We start from the raw sequence: 26930 nt of genomic DNA, 5'->3' as shown, positions 1-26930 counted from the left end.
ATGAAGGTCCTCATCGTCCTCACCTCTCACGACAAACTCGGCGCCACCGGCCGCACCACCGGCTTCTGGCTCGAGGAACTCGCCGCCCCCTACTACCGTTTCCGGGAAGCCGGCTGGGACATCACCCTCGCCTCCCCCAGGGGCGGCCAGCCCCCACTCGACCCCAAGAGCAACGAACCCGCCGCCCAGACCGACCAGACCCGCCGCTTCGAAGCCGACCCCGAAGCCACCAACGCACTCGCCCACACCGTGCGCCTGGACTCCGTTACCGCCGACGACTTCGACACCGTCTTCTACCCCGGCGGGACGGCACGCCCCTCATCCACGGCAAGCAGGTCACCGGCTTCGCCAACTCCGAAGAAGACGCGGTCGGACTCACGGGCATCGTCCCCTTCCTCGTCGAAGACGAACTCAACCGCCTCGGCGGCATCTACACCAAGACCGACGACTGGCAGCCTTACGTCGTCCGCGACGGCCTTCTCATCACTGGCCAGAACCCCGCATCCTCCGGCCCCGCAGCCGACGCCCTCATCCAACTCACCACCCGTCCCTGACCCACACCACCACAACCCACACACCGCAATCAGGCAGCTCAATGCAAAGAGCGGCAACTGCTCAGTCGCCGACTGCCAGTCGCGGCAAAGTCAAACAGGAACATGGCTCATGCCCGCGGCCGCGATCGGCCACCTCCGCGTCACCGTTTCACGGTTCGGGGTGAAGCCGGTCGACTGCGCCGAGGTTCTGTGTCGTCGGCACGGAGACCTTCCCACTCCACAAGACGGGGGGGCGTGGTCTCCGTGCCCTCCTGACAAGACGGCCAGATCCTATTCGTCCAGCTGAACGTCCACTGTCACAGCTGAGTCCCTTCCGGTACCTCTCCTCCGCTGCGACGGCTGCGGGATCCGGTGTCGTCTCCGGACCGACTCGCGGCCGCCGTCGCGCGCATGCGCTCGGCAATCTCGATCGCGTCGCCCTCAGGACCAGTCTTGTTGCGGTCCGGGTTGCGCGTGAACAGGTAGACCAGGCCTGCACCGGCGACTACGGCGAAGCCGATCAACGCGATCCACTGGTCGTAAAAGGGGCCGTCTCCGGTCGGCATCGCGAGCAGTACCATCGCCAGCACGCCGTAGATCAACGCTCCGATCGTGATCGGAGTACCGGCCTTGCCCAGGGCGAACTGCCCCGCGGGACGCCAGCCCTTCAGACGCATTCGCAAGCTGGCAAACACAACCATCTGGAACGCGCAGTACACCCCGAGGACCTGGAACGCCGCGATCCGCAACAGTGAGTCCGGCTGGAAGTACACGAAGGCGATGATGAAGATGGGCAGCACGTTGACCGCGACGAGAGCGTTCAACGGCACGCGCCGCTTCTGCGACATCTTGGCGAAGCGCTGGCTGCCGGGGAACATGTTGTCCCGGGCGAACGAATAGACCAGGCGGCTGGCGGCGGCTTGCTGTCCCATCACACAGGCGATGAACGAGATCAGCGCCACGACGAGGAAGATCTTCGTTCCGATGACACCCAGCGAGGAGAGGAGGATCGCGGGGATGGGGTTGTCGATGTCGCCGCTGACGATGGCCGGCAGATCAGGCGCGGCGAGCAGGTAACCGGAGAAGGAGAAGAAGGCCGAGACCGACCCCACCACCACCGTCAGCTGCATGGCCAAGGGGATGCGGCGACCAGGGTTGGGCACCTCTTCCGCAACCTCGCCGCAGGCCTCGAAGCCGTAGCAGAGGACCAGGCCGACGATGGAGGAGCCGAGGAACGCCCAGACGTAGCCCTCCCCATCGGCGCCGGCTCCGAGGGTGTCGAAGAAGACCGAGAAGGGCTGATGCCGGTTGAACAGCAGAAGGTAGAGCCCGACGAGAATCACACCGCTCAGCTCGGCGACGAGACCGACCTTGGCGATCTGCGACAGGGTCTTGGTACCGCCCACATTCAGCAGCAGACAGACCACGATCATGCCGGTCGCGATCAGCGCCTGAGCCAGGGGGCTGGCCCCACTGTCCAGCGATGTGGCGTCGGAGAACAGTGCGACCACGAAGTTCGGACTGAACAGCGCCGTCGTGGTGATGGCGACGATCACCGCGAATACGTATATCCAGGACAGGATCCATGCATAGCGACCGTTCCAGAGCCTGCGTCCCCACTGGTACAGCCCACCAGCGAGCGGATACTGCGACACCACCTCGCCGAACACCAAGGTAACCAGGAACTGGCCCGCTCCGACGATGAGCATCCAGTAGATCGAGACCGGCCCGCCTGTACTCACTCCTGGCGCGAACAGGGAGAAAACCCCGACGAGCGGGGAGAGGTACAGGAACCCGAGAGCAAAGTTGGACCAGAGGCCCATCTTGCGGTCGAACTGCTGCTCGTAGCCGAGCGCCCTGAGCTGCTCGGCCTCGGGAGTCAGCTCCCTACTGGGCTTATCTATTTCTGACATGGATACCTGCCCTAGATCGTCGATGCGTCACTGCGGCTGAAGCCATTGCGAGAGAACTGACTCAAGGAGAGAGGGCGCTCCTGAGGCGAGCCGGCATCTGCCGACCCCAGGGGGCTCGCCCCCGAGTCCTGCTTGCCGCCTGATGATGACCGATGAAGGTAAGCTTGCATAGCCATTAATGGATAACTTTTGATCCACCGGAGCTTCACCTTGCTGTGAATCACGAAAAAACCGACAACCAGGGGCGCCACGACAGACATCGTTCGAGCCCGTTCAACATCGGCTCTGCAGGCAACCGGCCAGGCCACGACCGCGGAGGACGGCCAGAGCAGGCATTACCATAGGTGGCCATACAAGGTTCCTCGTGATAGGGATGCCACCCATGCGCCAGTTCTTCCCTGTTCGTTCACGACGGGTCACGCACGACGTGATGGCGCAGCTACTCGACCGGCTCAAGTCGGGCGAGCTGCGCGAGGGCGATGTTCTACCAGGTGAGCGGGCCCTGGCAGCGCAGATGGACGTGTCCCGTCCCACGATCAGTCACGTCATCGGTCGGCTCACCGAGGCGGGTGTCCTCAAGAGCGGTCAAGGACGCAATGGCAACGCCGAAGTCATCTCCATCTGGATCCCCGAATCGCTGGAAGAGCACGGCAACGAAGTCGCCGGCGACTTGACGCCCGAGGCAATCTTCCGCATCCTCGAGGCGCGCAAGGCCGTAGAGCCGCGCGTTGCACAGCTGGCCGCATTGCGAGCCACTGATCAGATCTACGACGAGATGGCGCGGTCCATCCGGCTCATGCGCAAACAGCGTAACGACGTGACCCGGTCTCAGCAGGCCGAACAGCTTTTCCACCGAATCATATGGCGCGCGGCGGGCAATCCTTCACTGGAGCGCATGATGAAGGGCCTCGAGGCCGAGATCGCTCCGATTCACGAATTGATGCTGCGCACCACCGAGGACTTCGAAGCCGGCATCGAACTGCATGAGGCGACACTGGCCGCACTCATGCGGGGGGACCCGGACGAGATCGAACGGGAAATGGTGCGTCACCTGGCGCACTTCGAAGCAATTGTCGAAGACGCGCTGCAGCGCACCTCCCGGCGCAAGCTACCTGCTTTTTTGATGCCGCTGGACACCCAGAACTGACGGGAGACAAATCCGCGCAAATTCACGAGGGCGGAGCCGCTGGGATCAATGGATCAACGCTCGGGCTCCCAGGGCCTTCCCACGACGAAGCCGCTCTGGAAGGGGTCAGAGGGATCAAGCACCAGCTGGTTGAGCGAGGTAATCCAAGCGCGCCCGGAAATACTCGGCACGACAGCCTCGTAAGGGCCGACTCTGGCGGTGTCCTCGATCCGGGCGTCGAAAAGGCTACCGATGAGCGATTCATGGCGAAACAGCTGGCCGGGCTTGAGCTGACCATGGGCGTGCAGAACTGCCACACGGGCGGAAGTGCCGGTGCCGCACGGGGAGCGGTCGACCCGCCCCGGGGAAACGATGACGGCATTCCTGGAGTGGACTATCTCATTTCCGTACTCGTCCTGACCGTGGTGGAGTGGGCCGGCAAACAGGGTCTGCGTGATGCCGGGGATGAGCGGGTTCTCCGGGTGGACCACCTCGAGCTGCTCAGCGCCCGCCTTCTTGATGCGCTGCCCGACCTCGCACAATGCCGCTTCTTCACTCACATCAAGCTTGAAGCCGACAGCTTCGGCATCAACAACCACGTAGGTCATGCCGCCGTAAGCCACATCGACGATCAGCATGCCCAGGCCCGGTACGTCCAGGGACGCGGTCTTGTGGTAGACGAAGGCGGGCTGGTTGACGAGCTTGACCCGTTCCACCTTGCCGTTCGCGCAGTGACACTCAACCTTGATCAGGCCCGCCGGTGACTCCAACACCAGGTCAGTCACCGGCTCGGCCATCGGCAGTATGCCGGTCTCCAATAGCACTGTGGCAACGCACATCGTGTTGGAACCTGACATCGCCGGGTATTCCGTGGACTCCAGAATGATGAAACCCATGTCGGCCTGAGGGTTGTTTGACGGCACGACGACATTTGCGTTGTGCCACACCGCACCGCGAGGCTCCTGCAGCAGCAGTTTACGCAACTGGTCGTGGCGCTCCTCGAAGTACAGCCGCTTGTCGAACACGGTTTCGCCGTGTATCGGCGGCAGACCCCCGACGACAACCTTCCCGGACTCGCCTTCGGCGTGCGCGTCAACCACGTGCAGCGAACGACTGAACCTCATGGAGCCACCTTCCCACCAGCGGTTACGCGAACATCAACTAATAGGCTAGTTGGACTCACCATTTTTGGCAAGGTCAAGTGTCCTCCTGGAGGGGATGTGCCGGCGCGCACACGGCATCCCGGCAGGCACCGCCAGCTGTCAGCGCACCCTGTCTGCGTGAAACCCGAGGTTCGGATCGTTGGTCTGGACGTACGGCCGCCGTGCTTTACACGGCATATGCCGGAAGCGGCTGCTCGGCCCAGATGATCTTGCCGTTGTCGGTGTACCGGGTGCCCCACTCCTCGGCAAGCTGGGCGACAAGGAAGAGGCCTCGTCCGCCCTCGTCGGTGCTGGCCGCGTGACGCAGGTGAGGGGAGGTGCTGCTGGTGTCGGAAACCTCACAGATCAACGAGCGATCGCGGAGCAGGCGTACCTGGATGGGTCCGCTTCCGTAGCGGATGGCGTTGGTGACCAGTTCGCTGAGCAGCAATTCGGTGGTGAACGCGACCTCGTCCAGCCTCCAGTCGCTGAGCTTACGGGTGACGGCGGCCCGGATGTCGGAGACGGCGGCGGGGTCGGCGGGCACGTCCCAATGGGCGATCTGGTCCGGGTCCAGGGCACGGGTGCGCGCGAGGAGCAGGGCGATGTCGTCGTGCCGGTGGTCGGGTACTACGGCGTCCAGGACGACCTGGCAGGAGTCCTCCAGCAGGAGGCCGGAGTGTGACAGGTCGCGGCCCAGCCGGTCGAGGACGGTGTCGATGTCGCCATGGCGGTTGTCGATGAGTCCGTTGGTGTAGAGGAGCAGCCGACTGCCTTCTGGGATGTGTATATCGGCGGTTTCGAAGGGAAAGCCGCCCAGGCCGAGGGGCGGTCCGGCGGGTAGGTCGGGGAAGGTGACGGTGCCGTCGGGGTGGGCGAACGCGGGTGGCAGATGGCCGGCGCGGGCGAGGCTGCATCGCTGGGAGGTGGGGTCGTATATGGCATAGAGGCAGGTGGCGCCGATGACTCCACCGCCGGTAGCGCTCTCTTCATCCGTGGCGGTCTCGTCCTGGTCGAGTCGGCCCACGAGTTTGTCGAGGTGGGTGAGGAGTTCGTCGGGGGCGAGATCCAGGGCGGAGTAGTTGTGGATGGCAGTGCGCAGCCGGCCCATGGTGGCGGCGGCGTGCAGACCGTGGCCGACGACGTCACCGACGACGAGGGCGACGCGGGCACCGGACAGCGGGATGACGTCGAACCAGTCCCCGCCGACACCGGCTTCCGCGGGCAGATAGCGGCAAGCGACCTCGACGGCGTTCTGATCCGGTAGGTCGTGAGGCAGGAGGCTGCGTTGCAAGGCCAGGACCATGGTGTGTTCGCGGGTGTAACGGCGAGCGTTGTCGATGGGCAGGGCAGCCCGGACAGCGAGTTCATGGGCCAGGGAGCAGTCATCCTCTGTGAAGGGGCCGTGTTCCTTCAAGCGGTAGAAGCTCGCTACGCCGAGGGCTACGCCGCGAGCGTTCAGAGGAGCGGTGATGAGGGAGTGGATGTTGTGGCCGACGATGGTGTCCTCAGAGTGCTCGGGTTCCTGAGACAGCCATCCAGCGGCGGCCTTGAGGTCAGACTCCAGCTGGGGATGGCCGCTGGCCAGGCAGCGAGCTTGGGGCGTGGCGGGTGCGAAGCTGATCCGGTCGCCGACCGGATGGAATGGGTAGTCGTCGCGGACGCCGTGGCTCACTGTGCGGCGTAGATCGGTTTGAGGCTCCGGGGATTCCTCTCCACGGATCACGGCGTCACTCAGGTCGATGATGACGATGTCGGCGAACCGTGGCACGGCTATCTCGGCGAGCTCTTGGGCGGTGCGGGTCACGTCGAGAGTGGTTCCGATAAGGGCGCTGGCGTCGGACAGCAGTTCCAGACGGCGGCGGGCCGCTAGGGCGATCTTCCCGACCTCCGGCTCGCCGACCAGGAGAAGTCGCTCGCCAGTCGTGCTGGGGGGACGGGGTGTCGTACGCTCCGGCGGCGCACCAGGGGGGCGCGTGACACCCAGGAGAGGTACCGCTGGCGGGGTCGATCGCTGTGGAGTGGAACCCGGCGGTTCCTCGGCAGGAGTGGCCACAGCGAGACGATGTTCAGATCCGCCGCGGGCGAAAACGGCCTCGACGGCGACACCGACCACCCCGGAGTCGCTTGTGACTGGCCGGCTCAGCAGGGTGGCTGCCTGGCCGTGGGAGAGGGGCACCTCGATGGCCGCCTTCTGGCCCGAGGAAATCAGCTCAGCCGCCCTTTCTCTCAGCAACATCTGGTCACGCCAGTGCAACGTGCTCTCGGCCAGCTCGCCCAGCTGGAAATGTTGCCCGTCTGGTTTCATATCCGGCGTGTTCGCACGGTTCCTGGTCTCGAGGTATGCCTGCAGCAGTGCGCGCTCTCGTGCCGACCTCTGCTCCAATAGCCCCCGTTCGATGGCCTCGACTGCCCTGTGCATCAGGGACTCCAGCATTGGAATCGTGTCATGCACCGGGAAATCGAAGTCGATGATGCCTTCGATATGCCCGTCGAGGGGGTCACGCAGCGGGAAGGAAATACAAGCTTCCGACTGACCGGATTCCGAGAAGTGCTCGGCGCCGACTACGAAACTCGGTCGTCTTTCCGCCAGGGCCATGGCGACAGCGTTGGTCCCGGCGAACTGCTCGGCAACGTTGAAGCCTGGTTCGGCTTGGACCGGGCGGAGTCGTTTGATCATGGATGGGCCGCCGAACCGATGCTGGAGCGCGGTGCCCTTCCCGTCGGTGAGGGTCACGAACATCTCTGTCCCCGCTATCTTCGCTGCCAGCCAGTCGAGGACGGGCCCAGCCGCGCGGACAAGGCGACTCGTCGTGTCGTAGTCCTGCCGATAGAGGGGATCATCATCGTTGGGAGAGATTCTCAGGTAACGGCAGCGCTGCCACGAGGAAAGGATCACGTTGCGTACGCCTCTCGCGACCGGCTCGCCCTCCAAGAACCGCTCGCGGGCGCGCGCCAGATCTCTGAGGCCACCCTCCGCAACGATCGCCATCTGGTTCATTTCCCACATTGGAGCGCTCCAACCACCGCGCGATTCGCTTGCCGGGCCCCACACTCAGTTTTGCATGTACCACCCCAGAGGCCGTGGCGTCCGTGAAGAATCCTCCGGGGTCTTCGAGAGAACACCCCCACTCAAGTGGACAGCGCTACCGACCGTGCGCAATTGAGTTGCCGAGAGTCATGGAGCGCTTTATCGTCCACCACACGGACATCGGTCCCGCATGCCTACAGTGGACCCATGACCTAACCCATCGGCCGCCTGGACAGAGAGCACTGCTTGCCGAGTTCTCCGTTGCGGATGCTGATCCACGATCGGGCGCAGATCCTCGTCGACCACTCCCGCCTTGCGCGCAGGCAGGAGTGCATCCACCAAGGACCGATTTTGGACGTAAACCCTAACCATTAACGGTCAGCATGTCTACCATGTGATGGCAGCCATCAGAGGTGCGTTGTGTCCGACCACGCAGAATGGCCCTCTCCCCTCTCCGCCTCCTCCACCGCCGACCGTGAGGATCTGCACCGGCTCGGATACAAGCAGGAGCTCCGGCGAGTGCTCGGGCTGTTCTCCAGCTTCAGCGTCCAGTTCAGCATGATCGCCGTGGGTTCAGCACTGTTTCTGACACTGCCGCTGGGCCTCCACTTGTTCGGACCCGCCATGTTCTGGTCCTGGGTGGTCGGGGGCGGGTTCCAGCTCGTCCTCGGCCTGGCGGTCGCACAGCTGGTGTCCGCGTATCCGCTGGCCGGCGGCGTCTACCAGATCATCGGCCGACTCACCCGACGACACGGACCCGCCTGGCTCTCCGGATGGTTGTTGCTGATCGCCCATATCGTGTCGCTGCCCGCGCTCGCCGTCGGCATGGCCCCCTACATAGCGGGATGGTTCAATGTCACGCTGCACGGGACCAGAGACGTGCTGGTGTGGACGATCGGGCTCATCGCACTGGTGACACTCATCAACCTCACGAGCGTCAAGATCTCCTCGTTCATCAACAACCTCGCTGTGGTCGCCGAAGTAGTGGGCTTCACACTGGTGATCGTCGCCCTGCTCGTCGTGAGACATCCCGCGCAACCGCTGGACTTTCTGACCAACTCCGCAGGCACGGCCCAGGGCGGCTGGGTCGGTCCGTTCCTGCTGGCGGCGCTGGTCCCGGGTTACGTCATCTCCAGCTTCGACTCCTCGGGAAACGCTTCCGAAGAGACGTTGGATGCCGCCCGTACGGCACCCAAGGGGCTGATGCTCGCCAACATGACCGCGTATGTGATCGGAACTCTCGGGCTCGCACTGGTCCTCCTCGCGGTCGAGACCCTTCCCGCGGTCATGCACAGTTCCAAACCGATGAAGCTGATCATCTCCAACAGCGTAGGCACCGGGGTGGCGAACATCTTCGTCGCACTGGTGATGGCAGCGCTGGTAGGCGCGATGGTGATGCTGCAGCTGACCGCCGCACGCATCCTTTTCGCCCAGGCGCGGGACGGGCAGCTGCCGTTCGCCGGATGGTTCCGCAAGCTCAACAAGGAGGCCATACCCGCCAACGCCACCGTCGTCAGCGGAGTACTCGCGATCGGCTTCGCCGCGTGGTCCCCGCTGCTGAACATCCTGACGGCGATGACCGCGCTCGCCTGGACCCTGGGCTATACCGCCGCGGCCGCTACCGGCCTATGGGCCCTGCACACCAAGCTCCTTCCCCACTGCCCCTGGAATTATGGCGCCTGGTCGATTCCCATCTTCTGGATCGCCACGGTCTGGGGAGCCGTACTGTGCGTGATCCTCGTCTGGCCGGATGTACTACACATCGGTGTGGGCATCGCCGGAGTGATCGTGACCGGTCTCATCGTCTACCGGCTCATCCCCGCTGCCAGACGAGGCCGTGTGACCCACGAAGACGCCCCCGAAGAGCGCCACCCGGGCGGAGCCGCAAGTACGGCTGAGTCCTCCTGACTCCCGTCCGCAAGCACTCTGCCTCCCTTGAATCGAACTCTTCTCATGACCACGAACACGACCGGGATACGCCGACGGCCGACACTCGACAAGAGGAAGTAGGTCCTCATGGTTTCAGCACCGAGCAACGTGGCCGATGTCCTCGTCATCGGCTCAGGACCTTCCGGCGGCGTCGTGTCGCACACGTTGGCCGCACGGGGGCTGCGTGTGGTCTGTCTGGAGCAGGGCGACTGGGTCAACCCGACCGACTACCCCGTGAACCACCTTGAGTGGGAGCTGCTCATCCAGAAGCAGTGGGCCCATGACCCGAATGTGCGCAAGCTGCCGGCCGACTACCCGGTGGACGTGTCCGAGTCGGACATGTGGCCCGTGATGTACAACGCAGTCGGGGGGTCCAGCCTGTTCTTCGGCGCAGAATGGCCCCGACTGCTGCCTTCGGACTTCCGGGTCCGCAGCCTCGACGGCGTCGGCGACGACTGGCCGATCACATACGCCGACCTTGCCCCGTGCTACGACGAGATGGACGCGTTCATCGGGGTCTCCGGTCTCGGTGGTGACCCCGCCTACCCCGAGGGGCTCGACTACCCACTGCCGCCACATCCCCTGGGCAAGGTCGGCCGACGTGCCGCCGCAGGCATGAACGCCCTCGGCTGGCACTGGTGGCCCGGTACCAACGCCATTCCCACGCAGCGCTTCAAGGAACTCTCCCAGTGCGCTCGCTGGGGTACCTGTGAATGGGGCTGTCCCGAGAGTTCCAAGGCGTCATCGGACGTCGCCTTCTGGCCTCACGCACTCCGCTCGGGCGCCACGCTCGTCACCGGTGCCCGCGTACGACAGATCCTCACCGGCAAGGATGGGCGTGCCGAAGGCGCCCTGTGGATCGACCGCGAGGGCGTGGAGCACCGGCAGCCGGCGCACTCGGTCGTGATCTGCGCCAACGGCATCGGCACCCCGCGTCTGCTGCTGCTGTCGGCCTCAGCCCAGCACCCCGACGGCCTGGCCAACTCTTCCGGCCTCGTCGGCAAGAACCTGATGCTCCACCCGAACTGCAGCGTGACGGGTTTCTACGACGAGGACCTGGAGAGCTGGCGTGGACCGGCCGGGCAGCTCATCCATTCCATGGAGTTCTACGACACGAACCCCGAGCACGACTTCGTGCGGGGCGCCAAGATGCACGCCCTGCCCACCCCCGGCCCCCTCTCGGCCATCGAGGTCCACCGTCCCCTCCCGTACGACGAGCTGTGGGGCCCGGCCATCCACAAGGTGGTCCGCTCCCACGCGGGTGGCATCCTGTGGGCTGCGAACTCCGAGGATCTCCCTGACGACGCCAACCGGGTCACGCTGTCCCCGGGCCTGACTGACGGCAACGGCATTCCCGCCCCTAAGGTCCAGTACCGGATCAGTGAGAACACACGCAAGATCCTCAAGTTCGCGGTGGACCGCATGGAAGAGATCCACGCTGCGTCCGGGGCCAGGGAGACCTTCCCGGTCGAGCTGTGGGTCGACCAGCCAGGCCATCTGCTGGGCACCGCGCGCATGGGCGACGATCCCGCGACGTCGGTGGTGGACTCCTACGGCCGCGCCCACGACGTGGACAACCTGTTCATCGCGGACGGCAGCATCTTCGTCACCAGCGGGTCGGCCAACCCGACGTGCACGATCACCGCACTGGCCCTGCGCGTCGCCAGGAACATCGCCGACACCGCCTGCAACCAGAAGGTGGCCCTGTGAGCACCACAACGCCCTCCGGCCGGCCCTTGCGGCTGTCCGTCCCGCCCAAGTGCCACGCACCGCGGCCCATCACCGCCCGCGAGCTGGCGACCCTCCGCGCGGTGGCTGACGTCCTGGTTCCGGCCACCGGCCAGGATCCCGCGGCTACGGACGCGCCAGACTTCGACATCTGGCTGCATCGCGCCGTGGACGCACGCAGCGACTCCTTCGACCTGCTCACCAAGGCGCTCGCCGACTTGGACGGTCTGCGTCAGGCCGCGCTCGACGTCGCTCTGCGCCGACTGCACGCCGAGGAGACCGAGACCTTCGTCGTCCTGTCGGCCGTGGTCGCCGGAGCTTGGCTCATGGTGCCCGAGGTGCGGGCCGCCATGGGTTACCCGGGCCAGAAGCGCGACGTACCGCGCCTCGAGGAAGCCGCCGACCAGCTCTCGGACGGCATCCTCGCCCCGGTCCTGGAACGCGGACACATCTACACGCCGGCTCCTGAATAAGCCGACAGGTGCCGCATATCGCGCACCGGGTCAGAAGCCCACGTCGGCGGGGCGGTATGTCGGCGCTCTGCGGACCCGGCCGGCCTGCTCGTATGCGTAGGCCAGGCGGAGCAGGGTCGGCTCGCTCCACGCCGTGCCCATGAACGTCAGGCCGACCGGCAAGCCGGAAGCGAAACCCGCCGGGACGCTGATCGCGGGGTATCCGGCGAGTGCGGCGGGCGTGGACGCGCCGCCGCCGTAGCCGTCCCCGCGGACCAGGTCGATCTTGGCGGGCGGTCCGGTGGTCGGCATCACCAGCGCATCGAGGCGGAAGCGCCGTAGCACCGCGTCGATGCCTTCGGCACGCGACAGCCGGTGGTTGGTGGCCAGCGCCTCGCGGTACTCGCTCTCGGTGAAGTCCAGCCGGTGCACGGCCTCCAGACCGTCCTGCCGCACATAGCGGAGCTCGCGGTCGGCGTGTGCGCGATTGAACGCGATCAGCTCCGCCAGTCCGCGCGGGTGGTCGCCGGGGGCTCCGGCCAGATAGGCGTTCAGCGCCCGCTTGATCTCGTACACCTGAACGATCTTCGAGCTGGGGAGGTCCTCGAGCCGCTCGGCCGTCGGGATGTCGGCCGGGTCGACCACGGTCGCGCCGGCGGCGCGCAGCGTGGCGATTGCCCGCTCCGCGATCTCGTCGGCGTGGTCGCTGTAGCCGAAGTACACGGTTCGCGGTACGCCGATCCGCGCACCACGCAGTCCTTCGGCGTCCAGGAAACGGGTGTAGTCACGATGGAAGTGGCCACGGCTCGCCTCGGTCGCCGGATCGCGGTCGTCGATGCCGACGAGGACGCCCAGCAGGATCGCGGCGTCGCGGACCGTGCGCGCGATCGGGCCGACACTGTCCTGGCTGGGCACGCCGGGGATCACTCCGCCGCGCCCGACCAGTCCAACGGTCGGCTTCACCCCGACGACGCAGTTCGCCGAGGCGGGGTCGATGATCGAACCGTTGGTCTCGGTACCGATCCCGGCAACACACAGATTGGCCGCGGCGGCGACCGCCGTACCGGAGCTGGACTCGTTCGGAGACCGATCCAGCTTGTAGGGGTTCCGGGTCTGCCCACCGCGGGCGCTCCAGCCGGCGTGGTGGGTGAGCGACATCCCACCGGCCCACTCGCTCAGGTTGGTCTTGCCGAGGATGACGGCACCGGCCGCGCGCAACCTGGCCGCGACCGTGGCGTCCCTTGCCGGCCGGAGGCCCTCCAGGGCGAGTGATCCGGCCGTTGTGTGCATGCGGTCCGCGGTTTCCACCAGGTCCTTCAGCAGAACGGGCATGCCGTGGAGGGGCCCACGGGGACGTTGCCCGGCGTCCAGACGCCGGGCCTCTCGCAGCGCGTCGGGATTGACCTCGATCACCGCGTGCAGGAGCGGATCGATACGTTCGATCCGGTCGAGGTAGTGGCGGGTCAGCCGTTCCGCGTCGAGCCGCCCTTCGTCCATCCGCCCGCGAAGCTCGGTCATGCCCAGTTCGTCCAGGCCTCCGGTGGCGGGGCGGGCCTGGGCGGGGGCCGCGCCAAACCAGGGCGTGGCCGCCGCGGCGGTGCCGAGCGCGAGCATGCTCCGGCGCGTGGCGTTGATCCGGTCAATCCGGTACGGCGTGCTCATAGGTCGGCACGCTAGAGGTGCCACCGACGCACCGCGCTCCGGCTGTCCCCCGGCTCTTCACTGGTGATATCCCCCTGCCGCACCGGGGGAACGCCGGAGACCGGGAGCGGTACGGGCGAGCTCAGGCGCTTTCACCGACCGGCGGGCGCGGCCGCCACGTCGCTGCGCAGGATCCGCTCCTCCGCGTCGGCCAGCCAGAAGAAGACCGGCGGCAGGCCGAGCTCGATCACCGCCAGTGCGGTCTGGAACCACTGCGGCCAGCCGTGCATGGCGAGCGAGAGCAGCCGGCCCATGCCGCCCAGCAGGAAGACGCCGGCCAGCCACCGCACCGCCCGCGCCGGGATCGGACGCTGCCGCGCGGCCCAGAGCCAGGCCAGCCCGTAGCCGACGAAGCTGGCCCCCATGAACCGGCCCCAGCTGTCGACCGTCGTACCGGCGGAACCGGCGCCGGGGATCGCCGCGTTGCCAAGTGCCACGTGGTACAGCCCGATCGTCACGCAGGCCCAGCCCATCAACTGTGTGAGTATGCGCAGAGTCCTGGCCATAATCCCTCCAAGCCGTCTTGCCGGAGCTTAGTTGACATGCGTCTACTAGATTGGGCGCGCTGGTTGACACATGTCAACTAAGCTTCGTTCGTGCCTCCTCGCCAGCGACTCGCCCCTGCTGACCGCCGCGCCCAGCTCCTCGCCGTCGGCGCACGGCTCTTCGCCGCACACCCCTACGCCGATGTGCTGATGGAGGAGGTCGCCGAACAGGCCGGTGTCTCCCGGGCCCTGCTCTACCGCCACTTCCCCAGCAAGCACGCCCTTTTCGCAGCCGTCTACCAACAGGCGGCGGACAAACTGCTCGCCGAGACGCGGCTCGACCCTGCCGACTCCCTGGTGGAGCAGCTCATCCAGGGCATGGACGTCCATCTCGACTATTTCGTGGCGAACCGCAACGCCGTCCTCGCCGCGAATCGGGTCCTTGCGGGCGACCCGGTGATCCAGACGATCATGACGAACGAGCTGGACGCGCTTCGCGCGCGGCTGCTGGCCGTACTCCCACTCGCGGACGAGAGCGCCCGTGAGGCCGTCTCCGGCGTCCTGAAGAGCTGGCTGGTCTTCGTCCAAGTCCTCTGCGTCGACTGGCTCACCGAGGAGACCTGTACCCGCACCCAGCTGCGCGACGTCTGCATCGGCGCGGTTCTCGGCGCCCTCCGGCCGCTGCTCGCCGAGGATCCCGCCCCCGGCTGGACCACCACTCCCGGTGCGTGACGCCGACCACCCCGGCCGTCGAACGCTTCCCCCTGTCGCCGCGGCGCCGGCGGGGTCGAGCTCAGACGGTACCGGTCGGACGGTGCAGATAGCCGCCGACGGGTGGGCCGACGACCCTGCCCGCCCGCAGGATGTGGTTGCCCCTCAAGAAGGTGTCGGTGACCTGGGCGGTCAGCTCGAAGCCCTCGAACGGGGTGTACTGCTGCGCCGACTCCGACTCCGCGGCGCGCACGGTCCAGGTGCGGCCCGGGTCGACCAGGGCGATGTCGGCGTCGAAGCCGGGGGCGAGGCTGCCCTTGGTGCGCAGCCCAAAGCGCCGGGCCGGGTTCCAGGAGGTCAGCGCGGCGATCCGGCCCAGCGGCAGACCGCGTTTCGTTCCCTCGGTGAGCAGGCCGGACAGGAGGTACTCGGCGCCGCCGAAGCCGGCCTTGGCGAGGAAGACGTCGTCCTCGGGCTCGCCGAACTTCACCTCCTCGCGGCAGCACGCGTGGTCGCTGACGACCCAGTCGACGGTGCCGTCGAGCACGTGCTCCCAGAGCGCCTCGACGTCGTCGCGGGGCCGCAGCGGCGGGTTGACCTTGCCGCCGAGGCCGTGTGCGGTGGTGATGTCGGCGAGCAAATGCCCGACGGTCACCTCACGGCGGAAGTCGATGTGCGGGAACGCCCGGCTCATCCGCACGGCCGCGTCGACCGCCTTGCGGGACGACAGGTGCAGCAGGTTGATCGTGGGCAGCCCGGTCTCGTGCGCCAGGTAGGAGGCGACGGCGACCGCGAGGCCTTCGGAGTGCTGCGGCCGGGAGGCGCTGTAGGCGGCGAGCCCGGTCAGGTCACCCGCCTCCTCGACCAGCCTGGTGTACGCGGTCATGATCTCGGCGGTCTCGCAGTGCAGGGAGAGGGAGATCTCGTCGGCGAGCTCGGGAAAGCGCTCGCGGGCGGCCTGCACCCCGCGCATGACGAACTCGAAGTGCGCGTAGTCGTACCGCTCGTCCTCGGGGAGCATCAGGAACGCGTTCTGGTCGGCCGATCTGCCGTGGAGGCCGTGGCCGCCGTAGAACATGAAGACCTTGAACGAGGTGACGCCGGACCGCTCGATCAGGTCGGGAATCTCGTCGATGTGAGCGCGTGAGATCGGCGCGAGGTGGAAGCCGTAGTCGACATGGGCGCGGCCGGAAGCGGCGGCCAGCACCTCGGGGAAGAAGTCGGCGTACGCACCCGCCTTGTTGAGGTAGTAGCGGCCGGTCCGGGTGTAGGTCAGGGCGCTGGTGACGCCTCCCTGTGCGCACGCGCGGCTCTCGCCGGCCGCGTCCTCGGGCAGCGGGTGGTAGATCCCCCAGTGCTGGTGGGCGTCGACGACCCCGGGGAACGCCAGCCTGCCTCCGGCGTCGACCACCCGGCGGGCGCCTTCCGTGGCGATGTCAGAGGCCACGGCGGCGATCCGGCCTCCGCTGACAGCGATGTCCGCGGGGCGCGCGTCATCGTGGTCGTGGGTGACGACACGGGCGTCCTTCACCACCAGGTCGTATGCGGTCATGCGGCCTCCTGCCTCTGGCGTCCTCGGTTCGTCATGCGCCGATCACCCGGTTCTCCTCGGCCCAGAAGACGAGCCGCTTCCTCGCGAACCGGATGATGAAATGGGCGATCAGCCCCAGTACGGAGAGCACCACCAGCACGGCGAACATCCCCGCGATGTCGAAGTTGTAGTTGGTCTGCAGCAGGAGGTATCCCAGGCCCTCCTTCGCGCCGATGAACTCGCCGACGACGGCGCCGAGGATCGAGAAGACGATCCCGATGTCCAGCCCGGCGAAGAGGAAGGGGAGCGCGCTCGGCAGCCGCACCATCCGGAACACCTGCAACCTGCTCGCGCCGAACACCGTGAGCACCTGGATCCGGTCGGCGTCGGCCGAGCGCAGCCCCTCGATGACGTTGACCAGCACGGGGAAGAACGAGATCACCGCCGCCATGACGACCTTGCTCGTCATGCCGAAACCGAACCAGACGACGAACAGCGGCGCGAGTGCCACCTTGGGCACCGTCTGGAAGGCGACGACATACGGCATGAAGGTGCGCTCGATGAGCCGCACCTGGGAGATCGCGGTGCCCAGCACCAGCGCCGCCGCCACTCCGAGCAGAAAGCCGTAACCCGACTCCAGGACCGTCACCTTCAGATGTCCCCAGAACAACGGGTCCGCCAGCTGTGCACGGAGGGCGTCGAAGATCTGCGTGGGGCGCGGCAGCACATAGTCGTCTATACCGAAGGCGGGGACCGCGAATTCCCAGGCCAGCACGGTGACGACGAAGACGGCGGGAGAGAGCAGCAGTTCGGGGCGGTCTCGCAGGTCCACGCGGAGCCGCCGCTCGCGGAGCCGCTTCATGAGTCGATCACCCAGGTGGCGTTGAAATGCCTGCGGATCCGCTCGACGAAGACTCCGGCGCGGTCCGAGGCCATCGCGCCGAGTGTGCGCGGGCGTTCGAGCTCGATGTCGACGATCTCGGCTATGCGGCCGGGGCGGGGGCTGAGAACCACGACCCGGTCGGAGAGGAAGACCGCCTCGGGGATGGAGTGGGTGACGAACACGACGGTCTGGCCGCTCTCCCGCCAGATCCTCAGCAACTCGACGTTCATCGATTCGCGGGTCAGGGCGTCGAGTGCGCCGAAGGGCTCGTCCATCAGCAGCACGGCCGGGTCGTGCACCAGGGCCCGGCAGATTCCGGCGCGCTGCTGCATCCCGCCGCTCAGCTCATGCGGGTGGCTGCCCTCGAAGCCGTCGAGGCCGACCATCGCGAGCAGCCGCTCGGCCCGCTCCCGGTACACCGAGGCGTCGAGCTTCCGTATCTCCACGGGCACCATCACGTTCTGCAGTACGGTGCGCCAGGGCAGCAGGGTGGGCGTCTGGAAGACCATGCCCACCTCGGGCAGCGGCCCCGTCACCTCGCGGCCGGCGACGCGGACCGCCCCCTGGCTCCTGGGGACGATCCCGGCGAGGATCTTCAACAGGGTGGTCTTGCCGCACCCCGACGGGCCGACGACCGACAGGAACTCGCCGCGCCGGACCGTGAAGGTGACGTCCGAGAGTGCGTGGGTCGGCTCGGACCTGCGCGGCCGGTAGGTCTTGTGCAGCCCGGTGACTTCGATCCAGCGGTCTTCGCCCACGGTCCCCCCGCTCTCCTGTTCTCGCCGCCTTCCCGCGTCACCCGGCGGCCTTCGCCTTCGCGATCACGTCCGCCGGGTCGAAGTCGTTCGCGCCCCCCAGCAGGCTGCCGTCCCACAGCTCCGGGAGGGAGACGTCCTCGGTGATCTGACCGGCCGTCCTGGTGTAGGCGACCGTCTTGTCCCACTCCGCGTCGCTGATCGCGCCCCAGTCCTCGAAGTTCCCGGGCTCACCGGTGGCGGGGACCGCGGTCCTGATCCACGCCTCGAGGGTCCTGGTGTCGTCGGCGATGCGGTCGTCGGCCTTCTTGCCGGTCAGCAGCTGGGGGAAGGCCTGGTAGCCGTCGCGCATCGCGGCCTCGGGGTTGACGGCGGAGAAGAGCAGTGCCTTGTAGGAGGCGCGCAAGTAGCGCGTCAGCACGTCCTTCTTCTCCTTCAGGGTCTTCTCGGTCACCACGTAGGTCAGGGAGCGGATGCCGTCGAAGGCGTCGGAGTTGTCGAGATAGCGCAGATCGGTGCCCGTGTTCTCGATGGTGGTGTACGCCTGGGTGTACAGGGCGAGCACGTCGACCTTGCCGTTCTCCAGGGCGGCCAGGGCCTGTGCGCCCACGCCGACCGGCAGCAGGTCGACGTCCCCCGCCGCGTCCAGTCCGGCGTCGCTCGCGTACGCGCGGGCGTAGATGGCCGAGCCGGAGGCGAGGCTGATGACCCCGATCTTCTTGCCCTTGAGGTCGGCCGGGCTCCTGACCTCACTGCCGGGCCGGACGGCCATGCGCCAGGGCCAGTTCCGTACCAGGCCCCCGATGGCCTTCACCGGGACGCCCTTCTCCCGTGCGGCGAGGATGGCTCCCGCGTCGGCCGGCGCGATGTCGGCGCTGTTCGAGGCGACGGCCTGGACCGCTGCCACCGACCCGTCGGTGTTGATCACGTCGACTTTCAGCTTCTCCGCGGCCAGATAGCCCTCGGCGTCGCCCACCGCGTAGGTGGCGACCTCTTCCTTGGGGGCGATCACGGCCGAGGGAACGGCGAGTTGGAGCGTGTCCCGGGCGTCCGGGTCACCGCCGGAGGACGACGAGGGCCCGTCCGCGCAGGCGGAGAGCGCCGCGAGGACGGCGACGCCGAGGCCGAGCCGTAAGGACAGTCTCATGTTCCGTACCTTTCGTGGCCGTGCCGCTCGATGAGGTCGGCGGCGGTGCGCAGCCCGTCGCGGGCCCGGATGGTCGTGGAGGCTTCCGTCAACCTGTGCCGCAGGCGGGCGTCGCCGAGCAACTCGGCCAGGGCGCCGTGCAGTTGAGCGTCGGTGAAGCGGTATGTGTCGAGGCGGACGCCGTAGCCGAGTTCGGCGATCCGCTGTGCGTTGTCGTACTGGTCCCAGAACAGCGGGAGCACGATCATGGGCTTGCCGAAGTGGAGGCTCTCGGTGGTCGTGTTGTTGCCGCCGTGGGTGATGACGAGGTCGACGAGCGGGAGGATCCGCGTCTGCGGGAGGAACTCCGCGCCCCACATGGTGGGAGGCAGCTCGATCTCATCGTGCAGCGGCCCCTTGGAGACGATGCAGCGGTGCGGGGTGCGTGCCAGGGAGGCGATGATCCGGCGCATGAGGCCGACGTCGGCGGAGCCGAGGGAGCCCAGGCTGAAGTAGATCAGCGCGCTGCCCTCGGGCCGTGCGGCCAACTCCGGCGGCAGGGTGAACTCCTCGTCGGTCTCGCGGACGGAGGAGTCCAGCCGGTGCCAGGCAGGGCCCAGCGGGCGGGCCGCGGCATAGTCGGCGATCTCCGGGTAGACGTACAGGTTCAGCTCGCCGTCGTGGATGAACTCCAGGTCGGGCAGCGGCCTCGCGCCCTGGTCCACGACCCAGGCGTTGAACCCGGCCCAGACCTCGCGGTGGGTGCGGTCGTACTCGGCACGGAACTCGGCCCAGCCCGCGCGGTCACCGGACGGGTACCCGGAGAAGGGCGGGGGAACGCCTTCGCCCTTCACCTCCAGCGGGTTGCAGGAGACGATCCGCACGAAGGGCACGTCCGCCGTGGTCAGCGCGGGGAAGCAGACGACGTTGTCCTCGACGATCACGTCCGGCCGGACCCGGTCGACGATTTCCTTGAGCCGAGGTTCGCAGTACCGGGCGCCGGCGGCCAGTTCCTCCCAGACCGGCCTGACCCATGTGCCCAGCTGTTCGATCGTGGGCCTTTGGAACTCGGGGGCGGTGTCACGTACGAAGTCCTTCCAGAACTGGCCCGCCTCCTGGGGCCTCTGGGGCGGCGGGGCCAGGTCGACCAGGTCCTCCTCGAAGCCGAGCGGGGCGAGTTTGCCCTTCCAGGACGCCTCCGCCGCGAACACCACGCGGTGGCCCCGTCGGCGCAGTACGTCGCCGATGCCGACGCAGTTGTTGGTCGGGCCGTACGCGCTCTCCGGCGCGAAGAGGATGGTCAGGGGTCTTCCGCTCAAGGGGCGTCTCCCGTCGTCTCGATCAGTACCGCGCTCTCCGGGTCCCACGACAGCGCGACGCGGGCCCCGGATACCACCGTGGCCGGGCCCGGAACGGTCAGCAGGACCGGCCGCTCCAGACCGGGGACGGTGACCGCGATCCTCGAGGAGCCGCCGAAGTAACTGATGTCCAGCACCGTGCCGCGCAGGTAGGCGTCCGTGCCCCCGGCGGCGAGCCGGATGCTCTCCGGACGTACGCCGACCAGCCCCGCCGCCTTCCCGGCCGGGGCGGGCAGGAGACCGACGCCGGGTACGTCGAGTCCGCCGGTGGGCAGCAGCCGTCCGGAGAAGACGTTGTTGGCGCCGACGAAGCCCGCGACGAACCGGCCCCGAGGGTGCCGGTAGAGCTCGACGGGGGTGTCGACCTGCTGGACGCGCCCCCGGTCCAGGACGGCGATCCGGTCGGCGAGCGACATGGCCTCCTCCTGGTCGTGGGTGACGACGAGGAAGGTGGTGCCCACCTCGTGCTGGAGGCGCTTGAGCTCCAGCTGCATCTCGGCGCGGACCTGTTTGTCGAGCGCCGACAGCGGCTCGTCGAGCAGCAGCACACGGGGGCGTTTGACGATGGCACGGGCGAGGGCGACCCGCTGCCGCTGCCCGCCGGACAGCTGGTGCGGCCGTCTGCGGGCCTGCGCGGTCAGCCCGACGGTGGCGAGTACGGCCGCGACCCGTTCGCGGATCTCGCCCCGGGCGAGCCCTTCCCGCGCCAGCCCGTACGCGATGTTCTTCTCCACGGTCATGTGCGGGAACAGCGCGTACGACTGGAACATGAGGTTGACCGGCCGCCGGTGCGCGGGCACGGCCAGCAGGTCCCGGCCGTCCAGGGCGACCGTGCCGCTGTCCGGGGCCTCGAATCCGGCGAGGACGCGCAGCAGGGTGGTCTTCCCGCAGCCGCTCGGGCCGAGCAGGGCGAAGAACTCGCCCTCCTCGATCTCCAGGCTCACCCCGTCCAGGGCGGTGACCTCGCCGAACCGCCGGGTGACGGCATGGATACGGATCACAGCGCCTCCGTCAGCCGACTGACCCGCTGGGCGGCGATCACCACGGTGAAGCTGACCGCGAGCAGCAGGGTGGCGAGCGCGTTGATCTCCGGGGTCACGCCGAACCTGATCATCGAGTAGATGACGATCGGCAGGGTGGGATCCTTCGGCCCCGCGGTGAAGAAGGCGATGACGAACTCGTCGAGCGAGAGGGTGAACGTCAGCAGCGCGCCCGCCACGATGCCGGGGGCGAGGGTCGGCAGGGTGATGCGGAGGAACGTGGTGACCTCGTTCGCGCCGAGGTCGCGTGAGGCCTCCTCCAGGGAGGGGTCGACATGGGCGATCCGGGTGCGCACGACGGCCGTGACGAAGGCGAGGCCGAAGACGGTGTGGGCGAGCAGCACCGAGTGCAGGCCGAGGGTGGCCGAGACGAGCGAGTAGAACGCGAGCAGGCCGATCGCGAGCACGATGTCCGGCAGGACGGCGGGCAGCACCGACAGGGCGGGCAGCAGCCGCGACCCGCTCGCGTGGCGGGCGAGCCCCACGGCGAGCAGTGTGCCGAGGACGGTGGACAGGGCGGTCGCGCCCGCGGCCACGATCAGTGTGTTGGCCAGGCCCCGCAGGATCTCGTCGTCGCCGGCCAGCGTGCCGTACCAGGCGGTGCTGAACCCGGACCACTCGTAGGGGCTGGCCGAGCGGTTGAACGACATCACCACCAGCACCACGACGGGCGTGTAGAGGAACGCGTACGTCAACCACAGCGGGAGGAGCGTCGCCCGGCGCATCAGCGCCCGCCCAGCCGGCGCCCGGCCCAGGCCTGCGCCATGAGCAGCAGGACCAGGAACGCCATGAGGGCGAGGGCGAGCACCGAGCCGAACGGCCAGTCCCGTGCGTTGAGGAACTGGTCTCTGATCAGATTGCCGACCATGACCGTGTGCCCGCCGCCCAGCAGTTCGGGGACGACGAAGTTGCCGAGGCTGGGAACGAAGACGAAGACACAGCCGGTCAGCACGCCGGGCAGGGTGTGCGGGAGGGTCACGCTCAGGTACGTCCGGGCCGGGCGGGCGCCCAGATCGGCCGAGGCTTCGAGCAGCCGCGGGTCCACCCGCTCGATCGCCGAGTACAGCGGCAGCACCATCAGCGGGAGATAGGCGTAGAGCAGCCCGAGGACGACGGCGGGTTCCGTGTAGAGGAGTTTCAGCGGCCGGTCGATCACCCCGATGCCGGTGAGGGCCGAGTTGACCACGCCTCGGCTGGACAGCAGCACGATCCAGGCGTAGGTACGGATCAGGAAGTTGGTCCAGAACGGGAGCACGACCAGGACCAGGGCGACCGTGCGCCATCTGCCGGGCAGCCGGCTGATCGCGTACGCGGTCGGGTAGCCGAGGAGAAGCGCGAGCAGCGTGGTGACGGCGGCGATGCGCAGCGAGTCGGTGAGGACACCGGCGTAGAGGGGGTCGGTGATCCGCGCGAAGTTCTCGCCGGTGCTTCCGTCCTCGTACGCGATCCCGCCGAAGCGGCCCCGCCGGAAGACCGTGTAACCGATCAGCAGGGCCAGCGGCAGCAGGAGCAGGACGGCCAGGTAGGACAGGCCCGGACCGAGCAGGACGAGACGGGCTCGCAACGGTGGTCCTCCGGCCGCCTTCCCCCGGCGGGCCATCAGCCCGCGGTGACTTCCGTGACGATCCGGGTGTACGCCGTCGCGGCGTCCCCGAGGTCGACGACGGACTCACCCTTGAGCAGTTGCTCGGGGGCCATGGCGAGCGCGGGGTAGCTCTTCAGCAGGGCCGGGTCGAGTTCGGCCATGGCGGCGGTGTTGGGGACCTTGTAGAAGATGTTCGAGGCGACCCAGGAGTGCACCTTCGCGTCGAGGACGTAGTCGATGAAGGCGTGCGCCGCCTCTTTGTTCTTCGACGACTTGAGGATGACCATCGTGTCGGTCCAGAGGTCGCTGCCCTCCTTGGGGACGACGAAGCCGATCCTCTTGTCGTCGGTCGGGCACCACCCGTCCCAGGCCTCCGCCAGCACCGCCTCCCCGGACCCCAGCCGGTCGCCGAACGTGGTGTCGTCGTAGGCGAGGAGGTCGTCCTTCGCGGTGAGCAGCAACTCTTTGACCCGGGCGAGCTGTTGCTCGTCGGTGGTGTTCACCGAGTAGCCGAGGGCCTTCTGCGCGGGGAGGAAGAGCCAGCGTTCGGTCTTCAGCATGGTGGCCCTGCCCTTGACCGCGGCGCGCGGCTTCAGCAGGTCGTTCCAGCTGTCGGGGGTGTAGCCGAGGAGGTCCTTGCGGTAGCAGAGCCCGGTGGTGCCCCAGGTGTACGGGACCGAGTAGACGTTGCCCTTGTCATGGGCGAGCCGGGCGGCGAGCGGGTCCAGGTTCCTCAGGTGCGGGACCAGATCGTGGTGGATGGGTTCGAGCAGCCCCTGCGCCGCGAGCGCCTGCGCGTACTGGCCGGATACGAACGCCACGTCGATGCCGCTGTCGGCGGAGGCGGTCAGTTTGGCGACGATCTCCTCGTTGGTGCCGTGCTTGGCGACGGTCATGGGTGCGCCGACGGCCGACTCGAACCGGGCGGGAAGGTCCTTCGGCATATAGCCGTCCCAGTTCGAGACGGTGAGCCGCTGCTTGCGTAAGTCCGCCTCGGGGTCGAGCGACGCGGAGGCGGCGGGGCCGCTTCCGCCCGGTTGGCCGTCGGCGCCGCAGCCGGGGAGAAGGAGCGCGAGGACGGCCGCCGTCGCCGCCACGGACACGTGCCTGAACCTCAGTGCGCCTAACACGCCACTCCCTTGCTGTCGAGATCAGCCGGCCGAGCGTGGGTCGTGCCCGGTTCGCCGAACGGCTCACGGGCAGGCATCGATTTCCGGATTTTCGCATCATTGGCATGCACCGGGCAAGATAGCCGTTTCACCCGGCCTCGTTCTCACTCAGGGCGCGCCGCCGTCACCCCATACGGGCGTAATGTGTGGATATGGGTGATGTTCGGTGCCAATGGTGCGATGCGCTGCTACCGGATCAGGCCGGCCACAATCGGCGGTATTGCAGCCCAGCTCACCGACAGGCGGCCTGGCGGGCTCGGCATCGATGGCCGACGGCGGCCCGGACGCGGCAGACGATGGTGCTCGCGGGCGCGGACCTGCTGGCCCGGGTTCAGGCGGTAGCCCGGCAGACGAATGATCTGTCCCCGGCGCGGGAGGCCGCGGTGGGCTGTCACTGTGCCGCCGTGGCGGAGGTTCCCGGGCTGGCTGACCGGCTGGTGCGGTATGCGGTGCTCGCCGATCGGCAGGCTGGAGCCAGCTGGGCGCGGATCGGCGCCGCCCTGGGGACCAGCGGCGAGGCGGCCAGGCGCCGCTTCGGGCATGTGCACGACCTCCCGGGAGAGGGCCGGGGGCCGCGGGACGACACCACGCCTGCTGTCGGCTCCGGTATGGAGCTGCTGGACGCGCTCCTGTGCGCGGCGGTGCGGGCGACAGACGCGTCAGCGGGTCTGGTGTACCTGCTGCCGCCGGGCGGGCAGGTGCTGCGGCTGGCCATGACGACCGGGGTGCCGCCAAAGATCACCGCGCTCTGGGAACGGTTGCTGCTTCCGGCCTCGGGTCCCGTGGCGGACGCGGTCCGTGAGCGGCGCCTGGTGTGGCTCGCCAGCCAGGCAGAGCTCGCGCGCCGCTACCCGAGGGCAGCGCTGGTATGGCCCTACCCCGTGGCGCTGGCCGCCGCACCGGTCACCTTCGGTACCACCGCTTGGGGCGGACTGGTGCTGCTGTGGCCCGAACCGCGCCCATCGCACCTGAGCGCGCATGAGCGCGCCGTGATCCGCTCCACCTGCGACCGTGCGGGCGCGCTCCTGCGGCATGCCGCCGCGGACGGGCACCCGATATCACCCGAGGAGCCGCATGTGGCGGTCCCACCGCGGGCCCGGACCGCCGCGCGGGCCGCGGTGGGCTTCGCCGACCGCCTTACGGAGGGCTGTTGCGTACTGGATGCGCGGGGCCGGATCGCCTTCATCAGCACCACCGCCGCCGACCTGGTAGGTGGCAGCGTCCCGGAGCTGCTGGGCGCACCGCTGTGGGAGGCACTGCCATGGCTGGACGACCCGGTCTTCGAAGACCGCTACCGGGCCGCGGTCCTCGGCCGCCGGCCCACGTCCTTCACCGCCCTGCGCCCGCCGGACCGGTGGCTGTCCTTCCAGCTCTGCCCGGACGCCTCCGGAGTCAGCGTGCGCGTCTCCCCCGCCGACCACACCGCCCCCATGGACCACCCGGAGCCGGGGCGCAGAGCGAACATCGCCACACCGACCCGGGCCGGCACACTGTACGACCTGATGCACCTGGCCGGCGCGCTCACCAAGGCCGTCAGCGTGCGGGACGTGGTCGAGCTGACCGCCGACCTGGTCCTGCCGGCCTTCGGCGCCCAGGGCTTCGTCCTGTCCGTCGCCGAGGGCGACCGGTTGCGTGTCGTCGGCCACCGCGGCTACCCGCCCAAGGTCATCAGCCGCCTCGACATCCCTCCCTTCCGGGACGAGTCGGCCCCTACCGTGCGCGCCGTGACCACGGGAGTACCCCTCTTTTTCGCCTCCCCCCGCGAAATGGAGCAGCTCGCCCCCGACATCCCGCGGCTGACCAGGAGGGCGGCCTGGGCCTTCCTGCCGCTCCTGGCCTCCAGCCGCCCGGTCGGCTGCTGCGTGGTCTCCTACGACCAGCCCCACGACTTCACCCCCGACGAACGCGCCGTGCTGACCTCTCTCGCCGGACTGATCGCCCAGGCCCTCGACCGCGCCCGCCTCTACGACGCCGAACACCAGCTCGCCCACAGTCTGCAGAGCGGCCTGCTCCCCGCCACCCTCCCCACCGTGCCCGGACTGGAGGTGGCGGCCCGCTATCTGCCCACGGCCCGCGGCATGGACATCGGCGGCGACTTCTACGACCTCATCCGCTGCGACGCCACCACCGTCGCCGCGGCCATCGGCGACGTCCAAGGCCACAACGTGAACGCCGCCGTCCTCATGGGACAGGTCCGCACGGCCGTCCACGCCACCGCCGGCGCACCTCCCGGCGAAGTCCTGGCCCGCACCAACCGCCTGCTCACCGACCTCGACCCCGGCCTGTTCACCAGCTGCCTCTACGCCCATATCGACCTGGCACACCACCTTGCCCACCTGGCCACCGCCGGCCACCCGCCCCCACTCCTGCGCCACCCCGACGGCCACACCGAGATCCTCCACCTGCCACCCGGCCTCCTGCTGGGCATCGATCCCGACACCGACTACCCGGCCACCGAGATACCCCTGCCGCCCGGTGCCGTGCTGGCCCTCTACACCGACGGTCTGGTCGAAAGTCCCGACATCGACCTCGACGACGCGACCGCCAACCTCGCCGACCAGCTCACGCAGGCCCCGGACCAGCCCATGACCACCCTGGCCGACACTCTCATCCACCACGACCCACACACCGACCCCCGGAGCGATGACATCGCCCTCCTCCTGCTCCATCTACAACAGGACGGCGGATGACATACCCTTCGCCCGGTTCGCCAGAGACCCCCAACGGGCCCG

At 68.1% G+C, this 26930-nt stretch carries 20 protein-coding genes and 1 pseudogene; 7 read left to right on the top strand and 14 right to left on the bottom strand.

The annotated features are described in order from the left end of the window. Nucleotides 1-554, top strand: a pseudogene (locus J2Z30_RS51730) (type 1 glutamine amidotransferase domain-containing protein). Between the two features lie 296 nt (nucleotides 555-850). On the opposite strand, the gene J2Z30_RS21800 reads toward J2Z30_RS51730, so the two are convergent. Continuing rightward, a complete protein-coding gene (locus tag J2Z30_RS21800; protein ID WP_044566696.1) occupies nucleotides 851-2446 on the bottom strand; it encodes an APC family permease in 1596 nt (531 codons plus the stop codon). Between the two features lie 382 nt (nucleotides 2447-2828). Between J2Z30_RS21800 and J2Z30_RS21795 the strand changes: the two genes are divergently transcribed. Continuing rightward, nucleotides 2829-3593, top strand: a complete 765-nt coding sequence (locus J2Z30_RS21795; protein ID WP_044566697.1) for a FadR/GntR family transcriptional regulator — start codon at nucleotides 2829-2831, stop codon at nucleotides 3591-3593. Nucleotides 3594-3646: 53 nt separating this feature from the next. On the opposite strand, the gene J2Z30_RS21790 is transcribed toward J2Z30_RS21795, so the two are convergent. Next, a complete protein-coding gene (locus J2Z30_RS21790; RefSeq protein ID WP_044566699.1) occupies nucleotides 3647-4696 on the bottom strand; it encodes a proline racemase family protein in 1050 nt (349 codons plus the stop codon). Between the two features lie 205 nt (nucleotides 4697-4901). Beyond that, nucleotides 4902-7715, bottom strand: a complete 2814-nt coding sequence (locus J2Z30_RS21785; RefSeq protein ID WP_245388263.1) for a SpoIIE family protein phosphatase — start codon at nucleotides 7713-7715, stop codon at nucleotides 4902-4904. A gap of 450 nt (nucleotides 7716-8165) precedes the next feature. Here J2Z30_RS21785 and J2Z30_RS21780 point away from each other — a divergent pair, with 450 nt between their 5' ends. The 3 genes from J2Z30_RS21780 (at nucleotide 8166) to J2Z30_RS21770 (ending at nucleotide 11875) form a co-directional block, all read left to right on the top strand. After that, on the top strand, nucleotides 8166-9653 hold the full coding sequence (locus tag J2Z30_RS21780) for an APC family permease (protein ID WP_063790834.1): 1488 nt from the start codon (nucleotides 8166-8168) through the stop codon (nucleotides 9651-9653). A gap of 108 nt (nucleotides 9654-9761) precedes the next feature. Then, nucleotides 9762-11384: a GMC family oxidoreductase gene (locus J2Z30_RS21775; RefSeq protein WP_044566701.1), complete on the top strand. Its 1623-nt coding sequence runs from the start codon at nucleotides 9762-9764 to the stop codon at nucleotides 11382-11384. Further along, nucleotides 11381-11875, top strand: a complete 495-nt coding sequence (locus J2Z30_RS21770) for a hypothetical protein (RefSeq protein WP_209468779.1) — start codon at nucleotides 11381-11383, stop codon at nucleotides 11873-11875. The genes J2Z30_RS21775 and J2Z30_RS21770 overlap by 4 nt, the downstream gene beginning before the upstream one ends. 30 nt (nucleotides 11876-11905) lie before the next feature. On the opposite strand, the gene J2Z30_RS21765 is transcribed toward J2Z30_RS21770, so the two are convergent. Together J2Z30_RS21765 and J2Z30_RS21760 are read right to left on the bottom strand one after the other, a co-directional pair. Continuing rightward, nucleotides 11906-13516 carry an amidase gene (locus J2Z30_RS21765; RefSeq protein WP_044566704.1) on the bottom strand — a complete coding sequence of 537 codons (1611 nt, stop codon included), beginning with the start codon at nucleotides 13514-13516 and terminating at the stop codon, nucleotides 11906-11908. A gap of 131 nt (nucleotides 13517-13647) precedes the next feature. Beyond that, nucleotides 13648-14061 carry a DUF4345 domain-containing protein gene (locus tag J2Z30_RS21760; protein ID WP_044566705.1) on the bottom strand — a complete coding sequence of 138 codons (414 nt, stop codon included), beginning with the start codon at nucleotides 14059-14061 and terminating at the stop codon, nucleotides 13648-13650. 90 nt (nucleotides 14062-14151) lie between these two features. On the opposite strand from J2Z30_RS21760, the gene J2Z30_RS21755 reads away from it, so the two are divergent. Next, nucleotides 14152-14772: a TetR/AcrR family transcriptional regulator gene (locus tag J2Z30_RS21755; protein ID WP_044566707.1), complete on the top strand. Its 621-nt coding sequence runs from the start codon at nucleotides 14152-14154 to the stop codon at nucleotides 14770-14772. A gap of 61 nt (nucleotides 14773-14833) precedes the next feature. Here the strand turns inward: J2Z30_RS21755 and J2Z30_RS21750 are convergent, their stop codons facing one another. The 9 genes from J2Z30_RS21750 to J2Z30_RS21710 are packed head-to-tail and all read right to left on the bottom strand — an operon-like array spanning nucleotide 14834 to nucleotide 24132. Further along, entirely contained in the window at nucleotides 14834-16303 is a 1470-nt protein-coding gene (locus J2Z30_RS21750; RefSeq protein WP_044566709.1) for a dihydroorotase, read from the bottom strand. 31 nt (nucleotides 16304-16334) lie between these two features. Continuing rightward, a complete protein-coding gene (locus J2Z30_RS21745) occupies nucleotides 16335-17144 on the bottom strand; it encodes an ABC transporter permease (protein ID WP_044566711.1) in 810 nt (269 codons plus the stop codon). After that, the gene (locus J2Z30_RS21740) at nucleotides 17141-17923 is read right to left on the bottom strand and encodes an ABC transporter ATP-binding protein (protein WP_044566713.1); all 783 of its coding nucleotides are present in this window, start codon (nucleotides 17921-17923) and stop codon (nucleotides 17141-17143) included. Before J2Z30_RS21740 ends, J2Z30_RS21745 begins: the two co-directional genes overlap by 4 nt. Nucleotides 17924-17960: 37 nt before the next feature. Further along, nucleotides 17961-19067, bottom strand: a complete 1107-nt coding sequence (locus J2Z30_RS21735) for an ABC transporter substrate-binding protein (protein ID WP_044566714.1) — start codon at nucleotides 19065-19067, stop codon at nucleotides 17961-17963. Then, nucleotides 19064-20365 carry a glycosyltransferase gene (locus J2Z30_RS21730; RefSeq protein ID WP_209468778.1) on the bottom strand — a complete coding sequence of 434 codons (1302 nt, stop codon included), beginning with the start codon at nucleotides 20363-20365 and terminating at the stop codon, nucleotides 19064-19066. The genes J2Z30_RS21735 and J2Z30_RS21730 overlap by 4 nt, the downstream gene beginning before the upstream one ends. Then, on the bottom strand, nucleotides 20362-21405 hold the full coding sequence (locus J2Z30_RS21725) for an ABC transporter ATP-binding protein (protein WP_044566718.1): 1044 nt from the start codon (nucleotides 21403-21405) through the stop codon (nucleotides 20362-20364). The genes J2Z30_RS21730 and J2Z30_RS21725 overlap by 4 nt, the downstream gene beginning before the upstream one ends. Continuing rightward, entirely contained in the window at nucleotides 21402-22169 is a 768-nt protein-coding gene (locus J2Z30_RS21720) for an ABC transporter permease (RefSeq protein WP_044566720.1), read from the bottom strand. The genes J2Z30_RS21725 and J2Z30_RS21720 overlap by 4 nt, the downstream gene beginning before the upstream one ends. After that, nucleotides 22169-23008 (bottom strand): ABC transporter permease, encoded by an 840-nt coding sequence (locus tag J2Z30_RS21715; RefSeq protein ID WP_245388262.1) that lies wholly within the window; start codon nucleotides 23006-23008, stop codon nucleotides 22169-22171. Before J2Z30_RS21715 ends, J2Z30_RS21720 begins: the two co-directional genes overlap by 1 nt. 35 nt (nucleotides 23009-23043) lie before the next feature. Next, the gene (locus J2Z30_RS21710; RefSeq protein ID WP_308279999.1) at nucleotides 23044-24132 is read right to left on the bottom strand and encodes a polyamine ABC transporter substrate-binding protein; all 1089 of its coding nucleotides are present in this window, start codon (nucleotides 24130-24132) and stop codon (nucleotides 23044-23046) included. Nucleotides 24133-24806: 674 nt separating this feature from the next. Here J2Z30_RS21710 and J2Z30_RS21705 point away from each other — a divergent pair. Beyond that, nucleotides 24807-26888: a SpoIIE family protein phosphatase gene (locus J2Z30_RS21705; RefSeq protein WP_044580677.1), complete on the top strand. Its 2082-nt coding sequence runs from the start codon at nucleotides 24807-24809 to the stop codon at nucleotides 26886-26888. Nucleotides 26889-26930 lie beyond the last annotated feature (42 nt).

It is taken from the genome of Streptomyces iranensis, from assembly GCF_017874715.1.
Classification (GTDB): domain Bacteria; phylum Actinomycetota; class Actinomycetes; order Streptomycetales; family Streptomycetaceae; genus Streptomyces; species Streptomyces iranensis.
Note: the sequence above shows the minus strand (reverse complement) of the source record. Positions and strands in the feature narration are given on the sequence as shown.